This window comes from Telluria sp. AC161, assembly GCF_979258535.1.
Map to the genome: position 1 here is coordinate 2,139,589 of NZ_OZ409861.1, position 23,577 is coordinate 2,163,165.

Sequence of the window (23,577 nt, forward strand, 5' to 3'; positions counted from 1 at the left end):
TGCTCCTTCAGGACTGGTAAATTTGTTCGATGTGCGCCGCGCAGCGCAAGCGCGCCGTGTCGCGCCGCAGGCGCCCGTTGACGGTCGCGGTGCCATCGGCTTCGCTGAACGGCGTGGTGCGGAACCACGCGCCGATGCGCGCATAGTCGGGCAACTCCCGGTTGACCCGTTCGACGGCGGCGTCGATCACCGCATCCGGCGCATCCGCCTGCAGCGGCACGATGGCCGCCGCCAGGTAAGCGCGCGCGTCGCCGACCACCATCGCCTGGGCCATGACGCCCGTGCCGAGCAACAGCGACTCGGGCCACTCGGGCGACACGTTGCGCCCGTAGGCGGTGACCAGCACATTGTTCTTGCGCCCGTCGATGTGCAGGTAGCCGTCGGCATCGAGATGGCCGATGTCGCCGGTGCCCAGCCAGGTGTCCTGGCCAGGCGCGTGGTCTCCGGAAGCCTGGCCCAGATAGCCCGCCATGACACCACCACCGACTTCGATCTCGCCGTCCGGCGCGATGCGCACGCTGCGATTGGGCAGCGGCTTGCCGGCGCTGCCGATCCGCGCCTGCCCCGGCAGATTGAGCGACACGACCGAGCCGCACTCCGACAGGCCGTAGCCTTCGTACACGGGGAAACCCCTGGCCTGCGCCGCCTCGATCAGCGCCTTGGGCGTTCTTGCCCCGCCGACGGCGATGAACTTGAGACTGGCAATGCGTGGATCGTCCGGCCGGACCGCTGCCACCAGCGCCTGCAGCATCTGCGGCAACAGGATCACGCTCTCGGCGCGCGTGGCGGCAATGGCGGCAAGGCAGACGCCGGGATCGAACGACGCCGCGCCGCGCAGACCGGTCATGGCCAGCGGCAGACTGATATTGCGCGCGCCCGACAGCATGGCCGTGTAGGTACCGGCGATGTTTTCAAGCAGGACCGACAACGGCAGCAGATTCAGATGGCGCCGGATTTCTAGGCCTGCCAGCGCGTCGGCCAGCACCTGCGCCAGCGCCCACTGCTGGCTGGAACCCAGGCACACGCCTTTTGGCTGGGCCGTGGTGCCCGACGTGAACGTCACTTTCTGCACGCCGTGCGGCACGGTACCCGGCAATCTGGCGCCCGCATACAGTGACAAGGCGCCGGGGGTGGCGACCGCCATGGTGTAGCCCAGCGCGCCGGCCAGCGCCGCATCGACGCAGAACAGGCCATCGACGGCGGCCTGCGTCAGCGCGTGGCGCCACTGGGGCGGCGTGAAGAACGATGGCAGCGGCACCAGCGTCATGCCCGCCTCGTGCACCGCCAGGTCGATGGCAATCCATTCGGGACCGTTGTCGGCCAGGATCGCCAGCGCAGCGCCCGGGCGGAACGTCGCGCGCAGCATCTGCGCCAGCGCCTCGACGCGCTCGATCAGCACGCTGGCGCTCCAGCTGCCGTGCGCGCCTTCCAGCACGGCGCCGCTTGCGGTGAGATTAGCGCGCCAGTTGATCATGACCGAATCCAATATTGCCGAACATGACTTGCGGATGGGTGGCGTAATAGCTGCCCCATGCCCCCTGCGCCTGCCCCAGGCGCGCCGGGTCGGCGTCCGCCAGCACCGACGGCGCCAGCCGCAGCCGCGCAAATGAATTGAGCAATGCGCGCGTGGCGGTGAACGTGACCCAGACCAGGCCCTGGCAATGCAGCTGGTGCGTCATGGCCACGATCAGGGCGCGCGCGGCGCCCGCATCGGTACTGGCCAGATTGCCCACTTCGACGATGCTGCCGCGTGCGACCGGCCGGCCGGTGCGTACGCCGATTTCGTTCTCGACCGGGCCGTCCAGATAATGTTCGAGAAACAGCCGGCCTTCGCCCGCCAGCGAATAACCGAGCGCTGCCACCCAGCGCCCGGCGCTGTCGCGGCAGCCGGCGAGCGTATGGCAAAAATGCTGCAGCGTGGCGCCGTAGACGCGGGCAAACTCGGCAGCGATGAAGGCTTCGAGCGATGCGCGTTCCGGATGGTCCGGCGCCACGAGTTCAAGAGTGCGCCCGGCCCCGGCTGCGGCGGGTGGCGTGGCGCTGGCGCGAGTCGCGCATGGCATGGTGGTCGACACTGGTCACTCCTTTTGTTGTTCCCATGGCGAAACTTATGGGGGCAACATTAAGGCCAGATTAATCGACGCTGGCAGTGCGAAGGGTCAGCGGGACAGCGCCCGGGGCCGGTGCTTAGCGCCAGGTGCTGTCGGCCCCCGCATCGAAGACGAGAAAGCGCGACGGCCCATCCCTGAAATTATTATCCGAGGCGATCACCAGCGAACGGTGGCCGTTGGCCAGCCTGGGCCCCCATGCCATCGCCTCGTAATTGTCGGACCACCCAGCCGGCAGCTGCGCGTTGCCCAGCAACCGGCGTTTGACGGCCGGCCGCACGCCGGCGGCAATCGGCGCGTCCGGGTCGAGCACGGTGGCGCCCTGCAGGTCGACGTCGTACACGCGCACATCGAACATGAAATCCTGCGCCGTCTGGCGCCCGGCGCGCTCGATCACCAGCAACCGGCGCGGCCCGATGGCCAGGATCTCGGCAATGCCGTTTTCGCTGTAACCGCCCGGGCGGCCCGGCGGCAACACCGGCTCGAGCCGGTATGCGTACTGCGCCAGGATGCGGCCCTGCCGGTCCAGCAGACTCAATCGCGTCAACGCGCCCTCGCCCGGCGCCGACGCCTGGCCGTCCTGGATCAGCGCACCTTCCATCGCCAGCCACAGGTGCTGGCCATCGGCACTGAAGCTCAGGCCCTCCGGGCCCGCATTGCTGCGCCCACCGGCTTCTTCATCGGGCTGGATCTGCAGCGCTGGGGGAAATGGCGGCGCGCCCAGGGGAGTGCCATCCATGCCGGTGCGGGCCAGCAGCATCGGCGAGCGTGCGGCGCGATCGCCTTCGCCGGCAAACCACAGACTGCGCTCCAGCGGATCGATGCGCAGCGTCTCCAGATCGGCCACCTGCCCGGGCTCGCCGCGCCGCGCATACGGCGCGCCGCCAGCCTGCACCAGCGGTTGCATGCCGGTGATCTGCACGCCCGCGACGCGTTGCGCGTCGTAGTCGATGCGGGCGCGATAGAAACGCGTCGGGCCATGCACGCCCCGATCGTCGCTGATGATGAGCCATTGCCTGGTCATGCTGTCGTAATCGATGCCGGACAAGCCCCCGACGCGCGTCTCGCCGACGCGCATGTCACCTGCCAGTTGCGCGGTGCCGATCAAGCGCAGGTTGGGAGAAGGCGTGCTGCAGGCAGTGAGCAGCAGCGCAGCAGAAATGGCGAAAAGCCGGCGAATGAGGGTCATGGCGGTTTGCGAAAATTCCGGCGTATTCGCCGGCAAACGGCCATTATCCCTCAAGCGCCGGCCCTGCCGCCAGCCCGCCCTGCCTTACATCCTGAAGCGCAGGCTCACGCCATACGTCGTCGGGTTATACCGGATATCGCGCGGCTGGTACTGCCCCAGCGAGCTTTCATACTTCGTGCGCGTCAGGTTGATGGCGTCAAATTGCAGCGACACGTTGTCGTTGATCTCGTAGCCGATGCTCAGGTCGACGAAGGTCGCAGCCTTGACCACGCGGTCCTGGCCGAACGGGGCTTCGGCGATCTGCTCGACATAATCGCCCCGGCGCGTGGCGGCCAGGCGGCCGGTGAAGCCGCTGCCTTCGTACAGCAGCGCAAAGTTGTAGCTCTGGCGCGAAACGCCGGTGAGCGCCGTTGTCGTGAACTGGTCGCTGTCGAACGCCGTGCGTGACTGGTTGTCGCCATCGATGTACGTGGCATTGAACTGCGCACCCAGGCCGCTCCAGGCGCCCGGCAAAAAGTCGGCAAACTTCTGGATGCCGAATTCAGCGCCGCGCAGGCGGCCCTTGCCCGAATTTTGCGGGCGTGTCACGCGATACAGCTGACCGTCAATCGTTTCATCCTGCGTGAAACTTTGCTGGTAGCCGTCGATATCGCGGTGGAACAGCGCGATCTGCGCGTAACCGTTTTTCTTGAAGTAGTACTCGAGCGTGGCGTCGAGATTGGTCGATTTGGTCGGCTCCAGCAACGGATTGCCGGCCCCGCCGCTGCCCGCCACGTTGACCGTCGGCGCAATCAGGGACAGCGACGGATTGAGCGCGCCGAACTCGGGCCGCGTGATCGTCTTGCCGACCGACAGGTGCGACTGCAGGTTCTCGCGCCAGCCGATTGTCGCCGTGGCGCTTGGCAACACATTGGTTTCCGACGTCGACTGGTCGATGTCGGTGATCACGTCGCCAATGCGGCTCTGGCCGCGCAAGTCGCGGTTCACGCGCACGACGCGCACGCCGGCTTCGCTCTTGATGCCCACGCCAGCGATCTCATGGTCCCAGCGCCCCGCCGCATACAGCGTGACGTTCTTTTCTTTCTGGTCGAACGCGCGCGCCGGGTCTTCGGCAATGCGTCCGCTGGCCAGGCCATAGCCACTGCGCACCGCGTCGGCCTGGTCGATCAGGAAGTCAGCCGAGGGTGCACTCCAGGCGCCACCCAGGCGATCCAGCCCCGGCACCAGATGCTGGAAGGCCGGGCCGAAGGCGCCGATCGGCGTCGGCCGCGCGCCGGTAAAGTCGGCATGCCCTTCGGCGCCGTGGTAGCTCGCCTTGCGCGTCGACAGCCGCACGCCGCCCAGCAATGCTTTGAAGGCGCCATCGCCGGGCACGCGGTACACCGCGTCGGTGCGCCACTGCAGCTGGGTGCCGGCCTGCTCGTTCCAGTTCTGCACCATCCCGCGCAGCACATAGGCGTTCGGGTCTTGCAGCACGTTGGCGTTGCCGCCCTTGGTGATGGCATTGAAGCCGCCATGGCCGTCGGCGCCATACGCGTACACATTGGCGCTTACGCCAGGCGCCTGCTGGTCAACGATCAGCGTGTCGTTGACGAATTTCGAGCGCGTGTAGCCCACCTGCGACTCAACCGACAGCGGGCCCTCGAGGTACTTCAGGCCCAGGTTCAAGTAGTGCGTGGCGGTACGTTCGTTCTGGCCCCAGGTGCTGGTGGCCGTGTACGGCTCCCAGTCGTTGGCGCCGCCGAACTGCGCGGCCGGCGCGGTCGCCGACAGGATCGGGCAGATGACGCCCAGCGACGTCGCGCAGCCATTGGACTGCTGGCCCAGCGTCACGCCGCTCAGGCGCGGGGCCGAACCGACATTCGAGAACGCATAGTTGACGGCGTTGCGCCCCTGGTAACCCATGCCCAGGTATTGCGCGGTGGCCGTCGTGCGCGGATTGATCTTCCACTGGAAGGCGCCGTGCACGCTCTGGCGTTCACGCGCGCCTTCGTTGTAGGTGCCGCCGATATGCGGCAGCTGGCCCAGTACCTCGCCAGGGGCGAGCGGTGCAAACGGCGCCGATTCGCCCAGGCGCGTGGCGCTGCCGTCGGGGCGCACCGAGAACACGTTCGACGGGCGGTCGTTGTACTGCACCGGATAGGCCCAGTTGTCGCGGTTGACGGCGACGTCGAACAGCGCGCCCATCTCGCCAAAATCGGTGTCCCAGCGATTGCTGACCAAAAAGCCGCCGCCCGGGCTGTGCTTGTCGGCCGTATTGCCGCTGCCGTTGATCTGGTTGACGCGGTCTTCGACGTAGCCGGTGGCCACGAAGCCCTTGGCGTCGAACGGTGCGCGCAGGCGGATATTCACGGCGCCGGCGATGCCGCCTTCAAACTGGTTCGCGGTGGCCGATTTGTAGACTTCCATGCCGCCGATCGACTGCACCGGCAAATCCTGGTACGCCAGACGACGCCCGGCCGCAGTGAAGATCTCGTTGCCGTCGAGGGTCGTGGCGACGTCGGGCAGGCCGCGGATGGTGACGTTGCTGGTCTCGCCGCGATCGCGCCCGACCTGCACGCCCGCCACGCGCTGCAGCGCGTCGCCCGCATGGCGGTCGGGGAACTTGCCGATATCGTCGGCGTTGATCGCATCGACCACCTGCGCTGCATCGCGCTTGATGTCCTCGGCCGAGCGCAGGCTCTGGCGCAGGCCCGTGACCTTGATGACGGTGGGTGCGACTGGCGCTGCCTGGGCTGCATCAGCAGGTGCTTCCGGCGCTTGCGGGGCCGGCGTCTGTGGTGCCGGGGCCGGCGAGTCGGTGACGGCCTGCGCGAAGGCTGGTGCGCCATACGAAGACAACAGCATGATGGCGGCACATACCGGCGTGAGGTTCAAACGGCGCATTCGTTCTCCTGAAGTCTGCATGGATCGGGCGCGCCGCGACCGGCGGCGCCTGAAATGTGTCTTCATAACGCAGCATGATGCCATCCAGTTGACATAAATACACCAGAAAAATTTCTCTCGGATTGATTCGCTGGTGAAATGTGAGAATGTGCGAATAACGGACACACGGCGCTGACTATACTGGGCGGATATGTACTTACGTCCGCTATCGTTGTCATCTTCCGAGAATCGCGTCCTGGGCATCGGCGTGGCCATGCTGCTGCACGCCGCCTTGCTGGCCGCATGGCAGGCAAGCCGCCAACGAGCGCCCGAAGACGAGCGACAGGCGGTCTTCACCCAGTGGATCCAGGTGCCTGACAGCAGGCCGCAGCCTGCCACACGTGGTGTCCCCGCTCCCGCGGAACGCAGGCACGTCACTATCGAGGCACCCGCCGCCCGGACTAACCAAGCGGTAGCGTTGGGCATCGAACAGCCCAGCGCCGAGCCGGACGTCGCCCTGCCAGCCGGTGGTATTGACGTGACGCGTGTCGAAGGGGGCGCGCGATTGAGCGTCGAGCAAGCCCTGCGCGAAGCGGGCGCCATCGAGCGCACGCTGCGCAAGAGCAGCAAGGCGTATATCGTCGCGCCACCGGACAGCCCGCAGATCCGCATGGCCCGCGGGTTTGCCGAGGCGGCCGCAGTCGCGCCGGGCCGCTGGTACGAAGCGCCCAAGATCGTTGAACTCGTCAATGATGGCGGCGACGGCGCGCGACGCACGCGCGTTGTCACGGCTGGCGGTATTTATTGCATCACCGAGCGCTCCCCGGCCACGAGCATCGACATGATCGAAAAATTCGGCAAACAGAGGATCACGAACTGCGGGCATGAACACGAGCAGCCTGTCAATGCGCAGGAATGGCGTACCGCGCGCGATTGATGCTGACCGGGCCGCGGGTCAACCCGACGTCTTGATGTCCTCGAGCGACTTGCCGGCGGCAAGCCATGCCTTGACCCAGGCCGGTTGACGGCCGCGACCGCTCCATTGCTGGGCAGGATCATCGGGATTGGTGTAGCTGACGGCAGTAGCGGCCGGCTTTCCTGAGGCCGGCGCTTTGATCGCCAGTACCTGTTTCTCGCTCAGGCCGGCATTGCGGGCGATATGGAGGATCTGTTCGCGCGCCTTGCTGATGCTGAGGAAATGGTGGGTTTTGAGCGCATCGTTGACCTGTTCTTCAAGTGCGCGAAGTTTGGCCAGCGAATATTTGGAGAGGTCTTGCATGGTTGCAGGTTGCTTTAAGGTGGATGAAAACAGCACCCTAACATGCCGGGCCACCTGTTGGCGACCCGATCGGATGCTGCTCATCGTTCCTACTGCAGGCGAACCGCCACATCGAACAGCCACGTTCGGCGAATTTCCACCACATCGTACTGGCGCGCCAGCGCCGGCGGGAACGGTCCATAGGGCGCGTGACTGGCAACGATCTGACGGATTGCCTCGTCGACGGCAGGCACGCCGCTCGATGTCACGAACGTCACCCGCTCCACCGAACCGTCACTGCGCACGGCGACGGTCACGAGCGGCTGCCGGTGCGGCTGCCTGACGATATCGCGCACGGCGTTCAGGCTCATGTTCAGCTCGATCTTGCGGCCCATGGCTTCCGCGTACGCCACGAGGTCGGCGTTGGCGTCGGCACGGCCCATCAACCACCCGCGACGCTGCCCGCCGGCGGCGTCACGCTGTGCGGCCTCCTGGTTCAACTGCCGGCCGATCGCGCGCAGGCGCTCTTCACGCTGCGCTTCCTGCGCGCTTTGCACCGGTGCCGCCGGCGTTTGCGACAACGGCGCGAGGCGTCCTGCTTCCTGCTTGATCGCGTCCTGGCGGGCTGCTTCCTGACGTGCTGCTTCCTGACGTGCTGCTTCCTGACGTGCTGCTTCCTGTTGGGCCAGTCGCGCTTGCTCCTGTCGGGCCGCTTCAGCACGTGCAGCGTCAAGACGGGCTTGTTCCTGACGCGCCGCTTCCCGTTTGGCCTGTTCCTGCCGGGCGACTTCTGCGCGGGCAGCCTCACGCTGGGCCGCCGCATTGCGGTTCGCTTCCTCGAGGCGCTGTGCATCGGCACGTTCGGCGTCGCGTTGCGCCGCCTCGGCGCTGGCCAGCGCGTCGCGCGCAGCTTGCTCGCGTGCTTGTGCTTGTGCTTGTGCCTGTGCCTGTGCCTGTGCCTGTGCCTGTGCCTGTGCTTGTGCCTGCGCTCGTGCTGCCAGGTCGGCAGTCCGCTGCTGTTCAGCCGCTACGGCTGCCGCTGCGCGCGCGGCCTCGCGCTGAACAACCTGCTGGCGCACGCGTTCTTCCTCGATCGCCGTCTCCCGCTTGTCGTCATCGAGCGCAATGATGCGTGCACCCGCCGCGTCGTCGTTCTGTAGTGTCGGCGCTGGCGCTGGCTGGATCCTGGTGACCGGCGCTTGCGGTACCGAGGGCGCAGGCGCGGTTGCTGCTGGAACGGCTGGCGGCGTCTGCTGGCTCGCGGCGACCGGTGCTTCAGCCTTCGCCACGGGTGCGGGCGGCGGCGCTGGTGCTGCGGCTGGTGCTGCGGCTGGCGCCGGCGCCAGCCTGACATTCAATTCAGTCGCGGCCAGGCGCCGCTCTTCCCACGGCATGCGCAATCCTGGGAGCCCGAACACATCGCCCTCGAGCGGAATGCTCAGCAGCAGAGCGTGGATCACCAGGGATATTAGCAGTGCCAGGCGCATTCGCCAGGAAAAAGCAGGCGTGTCGGAAGGGGTTCTCACATTGTCGGATCGGTCGGGGTCGGCGTGATGGAGGCGAGTTGCCAATGGTGCAAGATCAGCGGCGATGCTATCACACCGCTGACGCCGTCGCCACGCGCCCTGAACACGACCGACCTGTGGCACTATCGCTGCTGACGCCACGGCAGTGCGGCGCAATCGCCCGGTATTGCCCCCTAAAAGCGAAGGACCGTCTTCATGCCCCGGATATCCCACGTCGTCGGCACCAAAACGTATTGGTTCGCCGATCTGCGCGACCTGCTGGCCAAGGCCACGCCCGCGCGCTCGGGCGACCATCTCGCCGGTGTTGCCGCAGGCAGCGCCGAAGAGCGCGTCGCCGCGCAAATGGCGCTGGCCGACCTGCCCTTGCGCACCTTTCTGAACGACGCCGTCGTGCCGTACGAAGCCGATGAAGTCACGCGCCTGATCATCGACAGTCACGACGCTGCCGCGTTCGCGCCGATTCGCCACCTGACCGTGGGGAGTTTCCGGGAGTGGCTGCTGGGTGACGCGGTCGACGGGCCCGTGCTGGCGCGCGTCGCCCCTGGCATCACACCCGAGATGGCGGCAGCCGTATCGAAAATCATGCGCATCCAGGATCTGGTGCTGGTAGCACGCAAGTGCCGCGTGATCACCCGCTTTCGCAACACGATCGGCCTGGCCGGTACGCTGTCGACGCGTCTGCAGCCGAACCATCCTCTCGACGACCTGTCGGGCATCGCTGCCAGCCTGTTCGACGGCCTGATGCATGGCAGCGGCGACGCGGTCATCGGCATCAACCCGGCCACCGACAATGTCGCGCAGGTGGTCAAGCTCGTCACGATGCTGGACGATGTCATCAGCCGCTACGAGATTCCCACCCAGTCGTGCGTATTGACGCACGTGACCAATACGATCGAGGCGATCGGGCGCGGCGCGCCGGTCGACCTGGTATTCCAGTCGATCGCCGGCACGCAGGCGGCCAACGCCAGCTTCGGCATCGACCTGGCGCTGCTCGGCGAAGCCCGCGCCGCTGCCCTGTCGCTGGGCCGCGGCACGGTCGGCAACAACGTCATGTATTTCGAGACCGGCCAGGGCAGCGCGCTGTCGGCCAACGCCAACCACGGCGTCGACCAGCAAACCTGCGAAGCGCGCGCGTATGCCGTGGCGCGCGAGTTCGACCCGCTGCTGGTCAACACCGTGGTGGGCTTCATGGGGCCGGAATACCTGTACGACGGCAAGCAGATCATCCGCGCCGGCCTGGAAGACCACTTCTGCGCGAAGCTCCTTGGCCTGCCGATGGGGTGCGACGTCTGCTATACCAACCACGCCGAAGCCGACCAGGACGACATGGACGTGCTGCTGACGATGCTGGGCGCGGCCGGCTGCACCTTCGTGATGGGCATTCCCGGTGGGGACGACATCATGCTCAATTATCAGACGACGTCGTTCCACGATGCGCTGTATGCGCGCCGCGCGCTCGGCCTGCAACCGGCGCCCGAATTCGATGCGTGGTTGCGCGCACTGGGTATTTTCAAGGGCGCGGGTCAAGCCGAGCTGGGGCGGACCGTGCCCCCGGCATTCCAGCGCGCGCTGCTGCAGTCATCCTGAGGTTGCTTTTATGTCCGATTCGACCGACGACTTTGATGCCGTCCCCGCACCCTGGCAAGCCTTGCGTAAATTCACGGACGCCCGCATTGCGCTGGGCGCCGCCGGCATCAGCCAGCCGACAGCCGCACAGCTCGACTTCCAGCTCGCGCATGCGCGGGCGCGCGACGCGGTCCACCTCCCCCTCGACGTTGATGCGCTCATGCCTGCACTGCAGGCAGCGTGGCCGCACGCCGGCCCGCCCCTCCTGCTGCACAGTGCTGCTGCCAATCGCAACGTCTATCTGCAGCGGCCGGATCTGGGGCGGCGGCTCGATGCGCCATCACGCGCGATCCTGGCTGATATCGACGATGGCAACCGCCCCGTTGACCTGGCGATCGTTGTGGCGGATGGCCTGTCGTCACACGCGATCGCGCAGAATGCCGCGCCCTTTCTGGCAGCACTGCATTTGCAGCTTGCCGCCGAAGCGTGGACGCTGGGTCCGCTGGCGATCGCCCAGCAAGGCCGCGTGGCCGTGGGCGACGAAGTCGGTCAATTGCTGGGGGCGAAGATCGCCGTCGTGCTGATTGGTGAACGGCCGGGCCTGAGTGCACCGGACAGCATGGGCATCTACATGACGTGGGGGCCACGCGTCGGCCTGACGGACGAGCGCCGTAACTGCATCTCGAACGTCAGGCCTGCGGGGTTGGGTTATGCCCAAGCCGCCGCCCGGCTGCATTATTTGCTCGGGCAGGCGCAGCAACGGCAGTTGAGCGGCGTGGCACTCAAGGACGAGACGACGCAGGATGACGTGCTGCCGGGTGGCGGCGGGCCGGCGTTCCTGCTGTGACTTTTCGAAACAGATGTGACGTTTTGGAAATTGCTGCAACCACTGGCTGTGAATGGCGGAGGCAACTAATCCTTGCTGATGTTAACTAGCCGGATTAAGTTCTGCTTTCGGCCAAAACCAGCCGGTCGAGATTGGCAAAAATTCATGCTCACGGTGCGCTTCCGGCGAATCGCTCGTCAAGGAATCTGACTGTTAATGAAAACTCTAAAAGAAATACTTTCGCCACCTGCGATTTGCGCTGAGGAGGACCGGCAGGCGTGGGCCCGCGTCGAAGAACGTCTGGGAACCCGCCTCCCTGCCGATTACAAAGCATTTATCGATGCGTTCGGGTTAGGATCAATTGATTCTTTCATCTGGATTTTTTCGCCGTTTACTCGCAACCAGCATGTCAACCTGGAGCGTAAACTGGAGGTCGTTGGCGATGTCCTTGCACAGTTGGCCCAATGCGGTGAACAGATCCCATTTCTCTATTTCCCAGCGTCGGGCGGTTTATTTCCTTTTGGATCGACCGACAATGGGGATTCCCTTTACTGGAAGACAGACGGCGAGCCTGACTTGTGGCCGGTGGTCGTGAATGAAGCGCGCGGTCCGCATTGGGAAATGTACAACCTTTCTATGACAGCGTTTCTATCGCAGGTTCTTAGTGGCAAGCTTGTTTGTACCGTATTCCCGGATGACATTCCCAGTCACTCGCCAACATTCAAGGCTGCGGACGACGCATGATCGGTAACGCGCCGTGCTCAAGCATGCCGACTGGTCACTCCGGGTCGGATGCGGCGTACCGCGCCGGTCCCTGCTTTTCATGTTGTCAACCTGGTATGCTTGACCGATAGGCCGGGTTCGGCCAGAAGCGGTCATTCACAAGATGCACAAATAGGCTTGGATACTTAATGTTGCATAACTGGTTTTTCTTGATCGAACCTCGTAAGGAGACATCAGCCGAGCTTGCTCAGCGCCTTACAGAAGATGAGCTTTTGCTTTGCTGTTCGTCTCAAGTAATGAGTCACGAATTTGGTGATAAGTCCGCCTGGACAGAGGCCAGCATACGAGCGGTTGTGAAGCTTGCTTATCTTGCGCAGACATTAGAAATCTTTCAAGACGAAAACAAGCGCGCTCACATATTCGGACTAGCAGATATTTCCGAAGCAGTATTCGACCGTTGGTGGTCGTTGAAACAAGTCGAGTACCTTGGGCGAGCCGTCGAGTCGAGTCAGGAACTACTATCCTTTTCGAGCAACCTGCAGGCAGGCGAGAACCCAGTAGTTGCAAGGTGGCTGGAACAAGTGCTGGCTAAATGAATGCAAGGTCCGCTGCAGGTAAGGTCCGGTATGGGTCGAAACCGGAAGTTCGGATGCCTTGCGGCTTGAGGCGGTCGGCCTCCTAAGTGGACAGGAAATAGAACGGAAAGCAATGGGGCGATTGCTGCCTGTCGTGACAGTCCGTCACTTGCAAGCGGCCATCCCTTCGGGACGCAAGACCCGGATAAATCGCTCTAGACGTGTCGCAAACTCCGCGCCCCGCCCATTGCTCAACCGGGCTAGTGTGCCGGCCTCGATGCTAAAGCCACAGGTCAGCACACTTAGTTAAAAGCGTCTGCAGGAAGAGCGGTAAATCGCGCGGCGATAGCTGTTCTAGCCAGTTTCAGGCCCCGCCACGGCGTTTCACGTTGAGGTACATGTCGCCGCATCCATCTCACTGGCGTTAGCTCCGAGCAAAGCGTCGTCGGCGAGGAAGAATGTGTATGCTTAGCAGGGCGTTGCGGCGTGCAGTTGGCCGAAGTGCCTTTTTTCTATCGCGAACACGGGAGGTTTTGAATGGAATCGAGCCGGCTGGAACAATTGGAGCAGGGTTTGCGCAACGTGCTGCGCCTGATCGAGCGCGACGAGACGGGACAATCCGGCGAACTGGCGCGCGAGCACCCGGCCGCGCGCGCCGCCGAGGAATGCGAAGTGATGCTCCCGGAGCCGCTGACCCTGGCCGCGTTATCCGAGACTGTGCGCCATAAAATCGACACGGTGCAAGTGCTCCTCACCCGCGCGCGCGAACACGAGCAGTTGCAGCCGGACGCGCAGCTGGCCGCCGATGAGGGCTACATGGTTAGCACCGACGAGCTGGCAGACGCCAAGGCGGCGCAGAAGGGTTGAGGATCGCCAGGAATGATCATCGCCGCCTCGATTCACCTTATCGTACGATTTCCGTCTCTTCCTGTAGAGGCTTTTGGCTGAGCATCAAGATCGTTGTCGCGTGCAACGAGGCTGGCATACGAGCCCGGTTGAGCGGTGGGCGGGCTGAACGATAAAAAACAGCGCATCCTCAAAGAAGCGGCCGAAATTCTCTCCGTTTTGGCGACCCGGTTCGACGGCGCGGGGAAGGAAAGGAAGAAAGTGCTCGACGCAAGGGGGCAATGGAAGTGAAGGTACGCGCAGCCATGCAAGGAAACTTTGCTACGCTCACTTCCGTTCCGGACCACGTGGCATTCGTTGCCACGCCTTCGGAATATCAGATCAGGAATTTGCTCACGTTCGCCGATCTGAAGGATGCCATCAAGTAAAACGGCGTCTGTGACAATCCGTAGATTTTTCCGTTTTGCAAGCTGCTAACCTAGTGCGACAGGCCGCTTTCGCCCAAAGGCGGACCATCGAGCATGAGAAAAATTGACCAAATTACTGATCTTTATCAGGGAAAATCAGAGGTTCGACGTTGAGCTTACAATCAACGCTATCGTGGCCATGAATGGCGTAAGAAACGCCAAACGTGGAAACTTCATCGGCGCGGTCTTCGAGTATGAGTACGGCTGTGCAGGAACGATCATGGTCATCCGACTGAGCAAAGAAGCGGAAACCGTCACCGCTGAGTCTCTCGACACTTGCGCCTTATCTTTTGCGCTTGAATTACAGAGAGCGCTTGCGGTAGACCTACGTGCCATCGACATGGAATACAGCTTCAACGTAGCGCTCCGTGCTTTTCAAACTGTCGAGCAATTAAGGCAAGCGGTCTCTGATTGACTGTCCGCTAAGGGTCGAAAGCTGCCGAACACTGTGCGGCCAAGATCGGCCAGTAACAGTCGCTTGCAACCGCTTGCGTTGCAAGTTGTAGAACTAGAAATGAATAATGGAGACTGCACATGCACGGCCCAAGCCCAGACACGGTGTATCCGATGGATGGTTTTCCTCAGATCTGCTTCCTGAAAAACGCCGTTACCCGTCCGAACATCGAAATCGGCGACTTCACGTATTACGATGATCCCAATGGCGTAGAAAACTTCGAAAATAACGTGTTGTATCACTTCCCTTTCATTGTGGATCGGCTAATCATCGGTAGATTTTGCGCAATCGCGCGTGGCGTCAAATTCATCATGAATGGCGCCAATCACCAGATGAGTGATATCTCAACCTTCCCGTTCTTCATTTTTGGCAACGGTTGGGAAGTTGCTCGTCCAGCTGCGGGCGAACTTCCGTACAAAGGCGATACCATCATCGGCAACGATGTATGGATTGGTTACGATGTATTGATCATGTTTGGCGTGACAATCGGCGATGGCGCCATCATCGCTGCGCGTTCGGTGGTCACGACCGATGTCCCTCCTTACACGGTCGTTGGCGGAAACCCTGCTCAGGTCGTGCGACGGCGCTTCGATGCTGACAGCGTGCGGCGTCTGCAATCGGTTGCGTGGTGGAATCGTTCCCCAGCGTGGATCACGGAGCATCTCAATCAGATTCAAGCCGGCGACATTGATGCTCTCGAACGCGCAGCCACTGCCGATCTGTCCGAGTAGCCCGTTCCTTTTGATCACTTTCGGTTGATTTCGGCGTCAGCTTCTCAGGAACGGGCTGCCGTGGACTGCCAAGTAGAGACTGGCCAGAAACGGCCAGGGTGGGTCGACAGCGGCTTGCCGAGACAGTCAGTGACATCTCAATTTGGCCACCTGCTATGCTCGCTTGATCGGTCGGGTTCGGCAAAAGCAATTAGTGCGAAACCACACCTTTCGCCCCTTGACCCGCACCAACCTACGAATCAAATGTCCAATACGAGCGTACGAACTGAGATAGCCGAGCTTGAACAGCTTGGCCCCCTGCCATCGGAGGATGAAGCGGAAGTTGCCCAGCTCGCCAGGTTCGAAGCGCTTTACCGAGCCATTGCAAAGCCAATAACGGATAACGAGGCCTGCGTACTCGTCGAATTGTTCGGCCCTGATGGCTGCTTTGGACTTGCCTCCTCGTTAATGCATCTGATCGAGACGGCACCTGGGTGGCCGCTCAAAGACTGCCTCGCACAACTAGACAGCGATTGGAAAATCGAACTACGGAACCGCGCAATCAGAGGCGGCCATCAGTTTTTGGGCTGAGGCCCGCCCAGGGTTGAAAGCTGCCGGTCACGATCCTGATCCCAAGGCCAGTTGAAGCGATTGGCAAAATCAGCCAGGCTTAGCCCGGCACCGCAGCACTTCGCGTCACGTCTATTTCCGCAAATCCTATTTGCTGTAGACAGCGACGCGAACCGCCCTGCCACCAGCTCAGCGGGCTGCCGCCTTCGCGCGCGCTGCGTGCAGCTTCTTGTAGCTGTCGATCAGGCGATGATGACGGTCGAGGCCCTCCAGCGCCATGCTGGTCGGGCTCAAGCCATGGAAGCGCACGCTGCCGTCCACCGAGCCGAGCACGGCGTCCATGCGCTCGTCGCCATACATGCGGCGGAAGTTGGCAACATAATCGTCCAGTTCCAGATCGTCGTCGAGCGAGACTTCCAGCACCACGTTCATCGCCTGATAGAACAGGCGGCGTTCGACGGTGTTGTCGTTGTACTGCAAGAACGCACCGACCAGTTCATGCGCATCCTCGAGCTGGCCGAGCGCCAGATGAATCAGCAACTTGAGTTCGAGCACGGTCAGCTGGCCCCACTCGGTATTCTCGTCAAACTCGATACCGATCAGCGTGGCGATATCCGAGTACTCGTCGAGCTCACTGTTTTCCAGGCGATCGATCAGCGCTTCGAGACTGTCGTCGTCGAGGCGATGCAGATTCAGGATATCGCTGCGGAACAGCAGCGACTTGTTCGTGTTATCCCAGATCAGGTCTTCGACCGGATAGATTTCGGAATAACCCGGCACCAGGATGCGGCACGCGGTCGCGCCAAGCTGATCGTACACGGCCGTATAGACTTCCTTGCCCATGTCGGCGAGGATCGCCAGCAGCGTCGCCGCTTCTTCGGCATTGGCGTGTTCGCCCTCGCTCGAGAAATCCCATTCCACGAAATCAAAATCGGCTTTGGCGCTGAAGAAGCGCCACGAGACGATGCCGCTCGAATCGATGAAGTGTTCGACGAAGTTATTTGGCTCGGTGACTGCATTGCTGGCAAAGGTCGGCTGCGGCAGATCGTTCAAGCCTTCGAAGCTGCGGCCTTGCAGGAGTTCGGTCAGGCTGCGCTCGAGCGCCACTTCGAAACTCGGATGCGCGCCAAACGAGGCGAACACGCCACCCGTCTTGCGGTTCATCAGCGTCACGCACATGACGGGGTACGTACCGCCCATCGACGCGTCTTTCACCAGCACCGGGAAGCCCTGCTCTTCCAGCGCCGCGATGCCGGCCACGATCCCCGGATATTTCGCCAGCACTTCTTGCGGCACATCCGGCAGCGCCAATTCGCCTTCGAGGATTTCGCGCTTGACGGCGCGTTCGAAAATCTCGGACAGGCACTGCACCTGGGCTTCGGCCAGCGTGTTACCGGCGCTCATGCCATTGCTGACGTACAGGTTCTCGATCAGATTGGTCGGGAAGTACACGACCTCGTTGTCCGACTGGCGCATGTACGGCAGCGCGCAGATGCCGCGCGCGGCATTGCCCGAATTGGTATCGATCAGGTGCGAGCCACGCAATTCGTCGTCCGGGTTGTAGATGGCGAGGCTGTAAGCGTCGAGAATCTCAGCCGGCAACGCGTCGTTCGGACCCGGCTTGAACCAGCGCTCGTTCGGGTAATGGACGAACGACGCATTGGCGATGTCTTCGCCCCAGAACGCGCCGGCGTAGAAGTGATTGCAATTGAGACGTTCGATGTATTCGCCCAGTGCCGAGGCCAGTGCGCTTTCTTTCGTCGCGCCCTTGCCGTTGGTGAAGCACATTGGCGAATGGGCATCGCGGATATGCAGCGACCACACGTTCGGCACGATATTGCGCCACGAGGCGATCTCGATCTTGATGCCCCAATCGGCCAGCATGCCGGACATATTGGCGATGGTCTGTTCGAGCGGCAGGTCCTTGCCGGTGATATAGGTGCGCGAGTCGGTCGATGGCTGCAGCGTGAGCAAGGCCTGCGCATCGGCGTCGAGATTCTCGACTTCTTCGATGACGAACTCCGGGCCGGCCTGCACCACTTTCTTGACCGTACAACGGTCGATCGAGCGCAGGATGCCTTGGCGGTCCTTGTCCGAGATATCGGCAGGCAGCTCGACCTGGATCTTGAAAATCTGCTGGTAACGGTTTTCCGGGTCGACGATATTATTTTGCGACAGGCGGATATTTTCGGTCGGGATGTTGCGCGTATCGCAGTACAGCTTGACGAAGTACGCCGCGCACAGGGCCGACGAGGCCAGGAAATAATCGAACGGGCCCGGCGCCGAACCGTCACCCTTGTAGCGGATGGGTTGGTCGGCAATCACCGTGAAGTCATCGAACTTCGCCTCGAGACGAAGCTTGTCGAGAAAGTTGACCTTAATTTCCATCGCAGATTTCCTCAGTAACGCTCAAAATCGTTTAAAAACATAAAGCCCTGTAAAAACAGGGCTTTATTATTATTCACACACTTGCAGGTGGGGTGCCAGTCGCCGGTGCCACGCACGCAGCGCGCCATTCTAGCATTATTGCGGTGCCAGATCGTCGCTGGCGGACGTGATAATCACGTGATCTGGCCACAGTTCCACGTGCCCCGAAGTCGGCCCCGCTGCTAACGCGGGGTTGATGTTTTCGTCAATTTACACGTTGGTTAGTTACATTTTATGATAGCCAGATTGCCCCTTCTCTCTTGATCGGGGGCCATCTTTACCAGCGATTGCCGTGATCAGGTGTCAGCCCGCTCAACGCTACTTGCCCGAAAGCGCTTGCGGTAGTCGGACGGCGATGTGCGCAGGGCTGCCTTGAAATGCTGCCGGAGCGACAGCGCCGTGCCGAACCCGGCTGCGTGCGCGACGCGCTCGATTGACAAGTCCCCTGCCTCGAGCAGTCGCTGTGCATGGATCAGTCTCTGATTCTGCAACCACTGCTTGAAAGAGGTTCCGGTCGCAAGACGAAAATGACGTGTGAAATTGCGCCGGCTCATGGCAGCACGCTCGGCCAGCATGTCGATGCTGTGCTCCTCGTGCAGATGTTCACCGACCCACTCGAGCAACTGGGCGAACCGCCCTGCCGCAGCGTCGTCCGGCAACGGCCGCTCGATGAACTGGGCCTGCCCGCCGTCACGGTGCGGCGCGACCAGGATGTGCTTTGCGACACGATTGGCGACCTCGGCGCCGCACAGCCGCCGCAGCAGATGCAGGCAGCAATCGAGGCCGGCGGCAACACCCGCCGACGTCAGTATGTCGCCATCATCCACGTACAGCACGTGCCGGTCCACGGCCAGTCGGGGATAGTGTTGCGCGAGCATGTCTGCCGCCTCCCAGTGCGTTGCCACCGTCCGCCCATTGAGCAAGCCGGCCTGTGCCAGCGGAAAGGCGCCCAGGCACAAGCCGACGACCGTGGCGCCGCGCGCATGGCCGCGGCGCACACTGTCAAGCAGGTTGTCCGGTGCGCTGCGCCCGTCTGCGTGCCAGGACGGCATGACGATGATGTCAGCCTCGTCGACTGCCGAGAGATCGGCATCGATTGCGATCGCGAATCCGGCAGAGGTCGACAATGTGCCCGCCTGCGGCGCGCAGACAGTGATCGCGAACGACATCGCATCGGTGTCGACCACACGGCTACCGAACACCAGACAAGGCACCGACAGGTGAAACGGCGTGATGCCCTCGAAGGCGATGACGGCGACTTTTTTGCAAAGTGCGGCAGGTGTCGTAGCAGGCATGGCCCGATTATATCGAAAGTTAGCCTGCGGGCCAATGTTCGGTGGTGACCGTTGCGAGCACAATCGGTGTTTTGGCTTGCCCGACGCGTGCACGATATTGTCGTTGGGCGCCTCATTTCAATGAAAGGAACACCACCATGAACAAACGTGCCGTCGTCGTCGTCGACCTCCAGAACGAGTATCTCCCTACCGGAAAACTGGCCCTGGCCGGCATCCATGACGCATTGGCCAATGCAGCGCGCGTGATCGCCGATGCCCGTAACAAAGGCGACCTGCTCATCCATATTCGCCACGAGTCCACGGACCCGGACGCGCCCGTCTTCACGCCGGGAACGGATGCCGTCCAGATCCACGACACCGTGGCGCCGGCGCAGGGCGAACGGGTCATCGTCAAGAACTTCCCGAATGCTTTTCTCAAGACCCATCTCAAGGCACTGCTGGACGACCACGGCGTCGATGAGGTGACAGTCATTGGCGCCATGAGTCATATGTGCATCGATGCGACGACCCGTGCAGCGTGCGACTTCGGGTACAAGACCACGGTCGTGCACGATGCATGCGCCACGCGCGACCTCGAGTTCGGCGGACAGACCGTGCCGGCCGCGCAGGTGCACGCCGCGTTCATGTCGGCACTGGCATTTGCCCACGCGTCGGTGGTGTCGGTCGACGACTACCTGGCGGGCTGACAAGCCGCTGATCCCGGACAGGCTGGCGCGGGCGTTGGGCGGCTGGTAGCCCGATGCCATGCGCAGCGGCCTGCCCCGTCCCTGGCACTCTCGCATTCGTTCACGACCATCCGCATCCCCGCTGAACACGGCCTCGTCCCGAAGCCACATCGGGGATAACCCTTCGCCCCCGGTCACCCGTTCTCACACCCCTCCCCTCGCGCATCCAACCGGTTCGGCACTGTTCGATCGCGCCGCCGACCTGCCTGTGCACAGGCGCACCTCACGAAACAAAAATCGCCAGCGAACTTACTTTCGAATGAAAGAATTTTCGTGAAATACGTTAACACAACGGAAATTCGAAAAAACGAAAGATGTTTTGTATTACACGTAATTTCGCTATAGACTTGGTGTCACAGCGACGGTTCGAGCAATGTCAAAGACTTTCGATATCTCTCAACCGAAACCTGTACGCTGAGGATTCACGCAATACGAAATAAAACGAAAGATAGAGACAAGTCGCATCAGCTGGTCTGCACTCCGGCTCGTGAAGGCAGTGATCGCAACTCAACAGCCTTTTCGTTTGCCAGCCATCGCCACGCTGCTCCAACAACTTATAAAGGAAGCGTTTCATGAATTCTCCTTCACAGTGCCGCTCGCGCGCCAATCGTCAGGATCGGTTTGTGCTCAATCCGCTCACGTCTGCCTGTCTGCTCGCGCTTGCCACACTTGCGACACCGGGCCGCGCACAGGAGGTCATTGCGGCCGATGCCGGCAAGCTGGAGCAAGTCGTCGTGACCGGCACCCGTGCCAGCCTGCAGCAGTCGCTGGAACTCAAGCGCAACGCCGCTGTCGTACAGGACAGCATCAGCGCGACGGAACTCGGGCGCTTCCCCGATAACAACGTGGCCGACTCGCTCAGCCATATCACCGGCGTCTCGATTTCCCGCACGGCCGGCGGTGAAGGCCAGCGGGTCAGCATCCGCGGTCTGGGTCCTGACTACACGCTCACTACCTTCAACGGTCGCCTGCTGGGCACCGACAGCGCGGGCCGCTATTTCGCGTTCGATGTGCTGCCGGCCGATGTGATCAGCGGCGCCGACGTCGTCAAATCGACCCAGGCGCAGCTCGTCGAAGGTGCCATCGGCGGCCTGGTGAATCTGCGTTCGGCCAGCCCGTTCGATCAGAAAGGCCAGCGTGGCCTGGTGCGCGCCGAGGCTGACCACAACGATATGAGCAGCCTGAACGGCAAGAAGCTGTCCGCCACCTACAGCAACACGTTCGACAACAAGGTCGGCGTGCTGCTTGGCCTCGTCTATGCCAAGCGCGACGTGCGCACTGACACCGCCGGCAACGACGGCGGCTGGTCGCGCAACCCCATCCCGAGCGACCCGAGCCAGTTCTGGGAATCCGGCAATACCTGGGGCGGCCCCATCGATCCGAACGGCAACGGCGTACTCGATCCCAACGAAGAAGGCCTGATCGGGCCTGGCCAGTTCCGCTTCGGCTCGATCATGGAGAAAAAGGAGCGCATCGCGCTCTCGGGCAAGGTTGAGTGGCGGCCCAGCAGCGACGTCAAGGTCATCTTCGACGGCTTCAAGACCAGGCTCGACTCGCCGCAGGTGGGCTACCAGCTGTCGTACTACCCGCTGTATGCGCCGGGCCGCTGGTCCGACGTGAAGGTCACCAACAATGTCGTGACCGACCTGACCTTGAACAGCAGCGACCCCGAGCTGCGCCTCAATCCCGAAGTGCTGAACCGGACCGAATACCGGGTCGTCGATACCGCAATGTACGGCACGCGAGCCGAATGGCGCATTTCCCCGACGCTGAACGTGGCCGGCGACGTCTATCTGTCGACGTCGAAGCGTGACTCCGGCGGCAAGGACAGCTATGTCGTGCTGCGCATGAACCAGCCGAACACGACGCGCATCCGGCTCAACGGCGGCGCCGTGCCCGATGTGACGACCACACTGGCCGATGGCCGCGACCTGCAGAGCGGCCTGGCCCAGGGCCTGTTCAGCGGCAAGGACTTCAATACCCACTTCTACAGCCGGGCCGGCGACAATATCGACGACCGCATCGGTGGCGCGACGGTCAACGCCGACTGGAAGGTGGACCGGTACAGCATCGACTACCTCAAGTTCGGTCTGAGCCAGACCAACCGCAAGAAGTCACGCGACATGATCAACAACGCGTTCAACTCGGGCCAGGATCACTATGCCGGCGAAAACGCGATCAACGTGGGCGCCCTGGGCGGCAACGTGATCAACCAGACCTTGAGCCCCAAGGGCTTTTTGTCGGGCGTGAACGGCAACTTCCCGCGCAGCTTCCTCGGCTTTGACGTCGACAGCTACGCGCAGGCACTGGCCGGCTACGACGGCAAGCCACGGCCGGGCGGCGGCGTCTACAGCTCGACCTTGTCGGCGCCCGCTTTCAACCCGCTGGAAAGCTACCGCGTCGAAGAAAAGACCTCGACCGCATTCGTGCAGGCCGACCTGGCGGGCGAACGCTGGTTTGCCGACGTCGGCGTGCGCTTCGTGCGCACCAAGACCAGCGCGCAAGCGTGGGATGCCAAGATCAACGAGATCGTGCAGAACGGCGCATTCAACTTCACGCCCATCTACGCCGACCCGTCGGTCGTGCGCCAGGATGCCACCTACAGCTTCGCCCTGCCGTCGGGTAACTTCACCTATTCGCTCACGGACAAGCTGCAACTGCGCGTTGGCGCGGCCAAGACGATGGCACGCCCGTCAGTCGACAAGCTCGCGCCGTCGAGCACCACGGCCAGCATCTCGTGGGGCGACTTCACGCAGATCTATGGCGGCAATGCCGATCTGAAGCCATACACGGCGCACCAGGCCGATGTGTCGCTGGAATGGTATTACGCCAAAGGCTCCGCGATGACCTTCGCCGTCTACCAGAAGAACATCAAGAACCAGATCACCAACCTCTGGCTGACTGGCCAGGACATCGGTGCGCCGGGCGGACGCCTGTTCAACGTGCAGCGCCCGATCAATGGCGACAGCGCCAAGGCGCGCGGCATGGAGATCGGCATGCAGCACCTGTTCGCCAACGGCTTTGGCGTGCGCGCGCAATACACGCGCAACCTGTCGAGCAGTTGGGTTGCCGGCGTCGAACGCCCGCTCGAGGGCGTTGCGCCAGCGAGCGCGTCGCTTGGCGTTCTGTACGAGCGCGGCCCCTGGAGCATGAGTACTACGGCTGACTTCACCGACTCCTTCGTCACTGCCTCCAACGTGATCGGTTCCGGCTTCAACGAAGTGACCAACTCGGTGACCTGGGTCACGGCCCAGCTCGCCTATGATGTCAACAAGTCGCTGCGCATCAGCATCGAAGGCAACAACCTCACCGATGCCGAGCAGGCGCCCCGCCTGACCAATGGCACCGTCAGCCTGCCCAACGGCTATTACCGCTACGGCCGTTCCGTGACCCTGGGCGCCAGCCTGAGGTTCTAATGCAGCACGCGGCGCCATGGTACGTGGCGCC

Annotated in this window: 20 protein-coding genes; 11 read left to right on the forward strand and 9 right to left on the reverse strand. The window is 62.7% G+C overall.

Translation table 11 applies throughout. From position 1 onward, the window contains the following. Positions 1 to 7: 7 nt before the first annotated feature. The 5 genes from ACZ0AJ_RS09615 to ACZ0AJ_RS09635 all read right to left on the reverse strand — a co-directional run bounded on the left by ACZ0AJ_RS09615 (position 8) and on the right by ACZ0AJ_RS09635 (position 6,595). Positions 8 to 1,474 carry an AMP-binding protein gene (locus ACZ0AJ_RS09615; protein ID WP_499454149.1) on the reverse strand — a complete coding sequence of 489 codons (1,467 nt, stop codon included), beginning with the start codon at positions 1,472 to 1,474 and terminating at the stop codon, positions 8 to 10. Further along, positions 1,455 to 2,075, reverse strand: coding sequence for a thermostable hemolysin (locus ACZ0AJ_RS09620; RefSeq protein WP_499454150.1), 621 nt, complete (start codon positions 2,073 to 2,075; stop codon positions 1,455 to 1,457). The genes ACZ0AJ_RS09615 and ACZ0AJ_RS09620 overlap by 20 nt, the downstream gene beginning before the upstream one ends. Before the next feature lie 112 nt (positions 2,076 to 2,187). After that, the gene (locus ACZ0AJ_RS09625) at positions 2,188 to 3,297 is read right to left on the reverse strand and encodes an esterase-like activity of phytase family protein (protein WP_499454651.1); all 1,110 of its coding nucleotides are present in this window, start codon (positions 3,295 to 3,297) and stop codon (positions 2,188 to 2,190) included. Positions 3,298 to 3,381: 84 nt separating this feature from the next. Then, complete coding sequence (locus ACZ0AJ_RS09630) at positions 3,382 to 6,183, reverse strand: TonB-dependent receptor (protein WP_499454154.1); 2,802 nt, start codon at positions 6,181 to 6,183, stop codon at positions 3,382 to 3,384. Positions 6,184 to 6,397: 214 nt separating this feature from the next. After that, positions 6,398 to 6,595, reverse strand: a complete 198-nt coding sequence (locus ACZ0AJ_RS09635; protein ID WP_499454155.1) for a hypothetical protein — start codon at positions 6,593 to 6,595, stop codon at positions 6,398 to 6,400. Positions 6,596 to 6,640: 45 nt separating this feature from the next. Between ACZ0AJ_RS09635 and ACZ0AJ_RS09640 the strand changes: the two genes are divergently transcribed. Next, positions 6,641 to 7,099 carry a hypothetical protein gene (locus ACZ0AJ_RS09640; protein WP_499454156.1) on the forward strand — a complete coding sequence of 153 codons (459 nt, stop codon included), beginning with the start codon at positions 6,641 to 6,643 and terminating at the stop codon, positions 7,097 to 7,099. 18 nt (positions 7,100 to 7,117) lie between these two features. Here the strand turns inward: ACZ0AJ_RS09640 and ACZ0AJ_RS09645 are convergent, their stop codons facing one another. Both ACZ0AJ_RS09645 and ACZ0AJ_RS09650 read right to left on the reverse strand, forming a co-directional pair. After that, positions 7,118 to 7,525: an H-NS histone family protein gene (locus tag ACZ0AJ_RS09645; protein WP_499454653.1), complete on the reverse strand. Its 408-nt coding sequence runs from the start codon at positions 7,523 to 7,525 to the stop codon at positions 7,118 to 7,120. A gap of 5 nt (positions 7,526 to 7,530) precedes the next feature. Next, the gene (locus ACZ0AJ_RS09650; protein WP_499454159.1) at positions 7,531 to 8,880 is read right to left on the reverse strand and encodes a TonB C-terminal domain-containing protein; all 1,350 of its coding nucleotides are present in this window, start codon (positions 8,878 to 8,880) and stop codon (positions 7,531 to 7,533) included. A 261-nt stretch (positions 8,881 to 9,141) separates the two neighbouring features. On the opposite strand from ACZ0AJ_RS09650, the gene ACZ0AJ_RS09655 reads away from it, so the two are divergent. The 8 genes from ACZ0AJ_RS09655 to ACZ0AJ_RS09690 all read left to right on the forward strand — a co-directional run bounded on the left by ACZ0AJ_RS09655 (position 9,142) and on the right by ACZ0AJ_RS09690 (position 15,704). Continuing rightward, entirely contained in the window at positions 9,142 to 10,533 is a 1,392-nt protein-coding gene (locus ACZ0AJ_RS09655) for an ethanolamine ammonia-lyase subunit EutB (protein ID WP_499454160.1), read from the forward strand. Between the two features lie 10 nt (positions 10,534 to 10,543). Next, the gene (eutC, locus tag ACZ0AJ_RS09660; protein WP_499454161.1) at positions 10,544 to 11,359 is read left to right on the forward strand and encodes an ethanolamine ammonia-lyase subunit EutC; all 816 of its coding nucleotides are present in this window, start codon (positions 10,544 to 10,546) and stop codon (positions 11,357 to 11,359) included. A gap of 195 nt (positions 11,360 to 11,554) precedes the next feature. Further along, on the forward strand, positions 11,555 to 12,082 hold the full coding sequence (locus tag ACZ0AJ_RS09665) for an SMI1/KNR4 family protein (protein ID WP_499454656.1): 528 nt from the start codon (positions 11,555 to 11,557) through the stop codon (positions 12,080 to 12,082). Positions 12,083 to 12,249: 167 nt separating this feature from the next. Further along, positions 12,250 to 12,657, forward strand: coding sequence for a hypothetical protein (locus ACZ0AJ_RS09670; protein WP_499454164.1), 408 nt, complete (start codon positions 12,250 to 12,252; stop codon positions 12,655 to 12,657). Between the two features lie 516 nt (positions 12,658 to 13,173). Beyond that, on the forward strand, positions 13,174 to 13,503 hold the full coding sequence (locus ACZ0AJ_RS09675; RefSeq protein ID WP_499454165.1) for a hypothetical protein: 330 nt from the start codon (positions 13,174 to 13,176) through the stop codon (positions 13,501 to 13,503). Positions 13,504 to 14,013: 510 nt separating this feature from the next. Continuing rightward, complete coding sequence (locus tag ACZ0AJ_RS09680; RefSeq protein WP_499454169.1) at positions 14,014 to 14,364, forward strand: hypothetical protein; 351 nt, start codon at positions 14,014 to 14,016, stop codon at positions 14,362 to 14,364. A 119-nt stretch (positions 14,365 to 14,483) separates the two neighbouring features. Further along, on the forward strand, positions 14,484 to 15,134 hold the full coding sequence (locus ACZ0AJ_RS09685; protein ID WP_499454171.1) for a Vat family streptogramin A O-acetyltransferase: 651 nt from the start codon (positions 14,484 to 14,486) through the stop codon (positions 15,132 to 15,134). A 243-nt stretch (positions 15,135 to 15,377) separates the two neighbouring features. Next, on the forward strand, positions 15,378 to 15,704 hold the full coding sequence (locus ACZ0AJ_RS09690; RefSeq protein WP_499454173.1) for a hypothetical protein: 327 nt from the start codon (positions 15,378 to 15,380) through the stop codon (positions 15,702 to 15,704). Between the two features lie 168 nt (positions 15,705 to 15,872). Here ACZ0AJ_RS09690 and ACZ0AJ_RS09695 read toward each other — a convergent pair whose 3' ends face one another. Both ACZ0AJ_RS09695 and ACZ0AJ_RS09700 read right to left on the reverse strand, forming a co-directional pair. After that, positions 15,873 to 18,071, reverse strand: a complete 2,199-nt coding sequence (locus ACZ0AJ_RS09695) for an OsmC domain/YcaO domain-containing protein (protein ID WP_499454174.1) — start codon at positions 18,069 to 18,071, stop codon at positions 15,873 to 15,875. 335 nt (positions 18,072 to 18,406) lie between these two features. Continuing rightward, positions 18,407 to 19,405, reverse strand: a complete 999-nt coding sequence (locus tag ACZ0AJ_RS09700) for a GlxA family transcriptional regulator (RefSeq protein WP_499454176.1) — start codon at positions 19,403 to 19,405, stop codon at positions 18,407 to 18,409. A 137-nt stretch (positions 19,406 to 19,542) separates the two neighbouring features. Between ACZ0AJ_RS09700 and ACZ0AJ_RS09705 the strand changes: the two genes are divergently transcribed. After that, positions 19,543 to 20,091 (forward strand): cysteine hydrolase family protein, encoded by a 549-nt coding sequence (locus ACZ0AJ_RS09705; protein WP_499454177.1) that lies wholly within the window; start codon positions 19,543 to 19,545, stop codon positions 20,089 to 20,091. A 611-nt stretch (positions 20,092 to 20,702) separates the two neighbouring features. After that, on the forward strand, positions 20,703 to 23,546 hold the full coding sequence (locus ACZ0AJ_RS09710) for a TonB-dependent receptor (RefSeq protein ID WP_499454178.1): 2,844 nt from the start codon (positions 20,703 to 20,705) through the stop codon (positions 23,544 to 23,546). Positions 23,547 to 23,577: the final 31 nt, after the last annotated feature.

Coding starts and splice junctions, on each gene's coding strand:
- ACZ0AJ_RS09710 (WP_499454178.1), top strand. CDS start 20,703: ATGAATTCTCCTTCACAGTGCCGCTCGCGCGCCAATCGTCAGGATCGG.
- ACZ0AJ_RS09685 (WP_499454171.1), top strand. CDS start 14,484: ATGCACGGCCCAAGCCCAGACACGGTGTATCCGATGGATGGTTTTCCT.
- ACZ0AJ_RS09615 (WP_499454149.1), bottom strand. CDS start 1,474: ATGATCAACTGGCGCGCTAATCTCACCGCAAGCGGCGCCGTGCTGGAA.
- ACZ0AJ_RS09705 (WP_499454177.1), top strand. CDS start 19,543: ATGAACAAACGTGCCGTCGTCGTCGTCGACCTCCAGAACGAGTATCTC.
- ACZ0AJ_RS09645 (WP_499454653.1), bottom strand. CDS start 7,525: ATGAGCAGCATCCGATCGGGTCGCCAACAGGTGGCCCGGCATGTTAGG.
- ACZ0AJ_RS09695 (WP_499454174.1), bottom strand. CDS start 18,071: ATGGAAATTAAGGTCAACTTTCTCGACAAGCTTCGTCTCGAGGCGAAG.
- ACZ0AJ_RS09630 (WP_499454154.1), bottom strand. CDS start 6,183: ATGCGCCGTTTGAACCTCACGCCGGTATGTGCCGCCATCATGCTGTTG.
- ACZ0AJ_RS09625 (WP_499454651.1), bottom strand. CDS start 3,297: ATGACCCTCATTCGCCGGCTTTTCGCCATTTCTGCTGCGCTGCTGCTC.
- ACZ0AJ_RS09675 (WP_499454165.1), top strand. CDS start 13,174: ATGGAATCGAGCCGGCTGGAACAATTGGAGCAGGGTTTGCGCAACGTG.
- ACZ0AJ_RS09700 (WP_499454176.1), bottom strand. CDS start 19,405: ATGCCTGCTACGACACCTGCCGCACTTTGCAAAAAAGTCGCCGTCATC.
- ACZ0AJ_RS09670 (WP_499454164.1), top strand. CDS start 12,250: ATGTTGCATAACTGGTTTTTCTTGATCGAACCTCGTAAGGAGACATCA.
- ACZ0AJ_RS09690 (WP_499454173.1), top strand. CDS start 15,378: ATGTCCAATACGAGCGTACGAACTGAGATAGCCGAGCTTGAACAGCTT.
- ACZ0AJ_RS09665 (WP_499454656.1), top strand. CDS start 11,555: ATGAAAACTCTAAAAGAAATACTTTCGCCACCTGCGATTTGCGCTGAG.
- ACZ0AJ_RS09655 (WP_499454160.1), top strand. CDS start 9,142: ATGCCCCGGATATCCCACGTCGTCGGCACCAAAACGTATTGGTTCGCC.
- eutC (WP_499454161.1), top strand. CDS start 10,544: ATGTCCGATTCGACCGACGACTTTGATGCCGTCCCCGCACCCTGGCAA.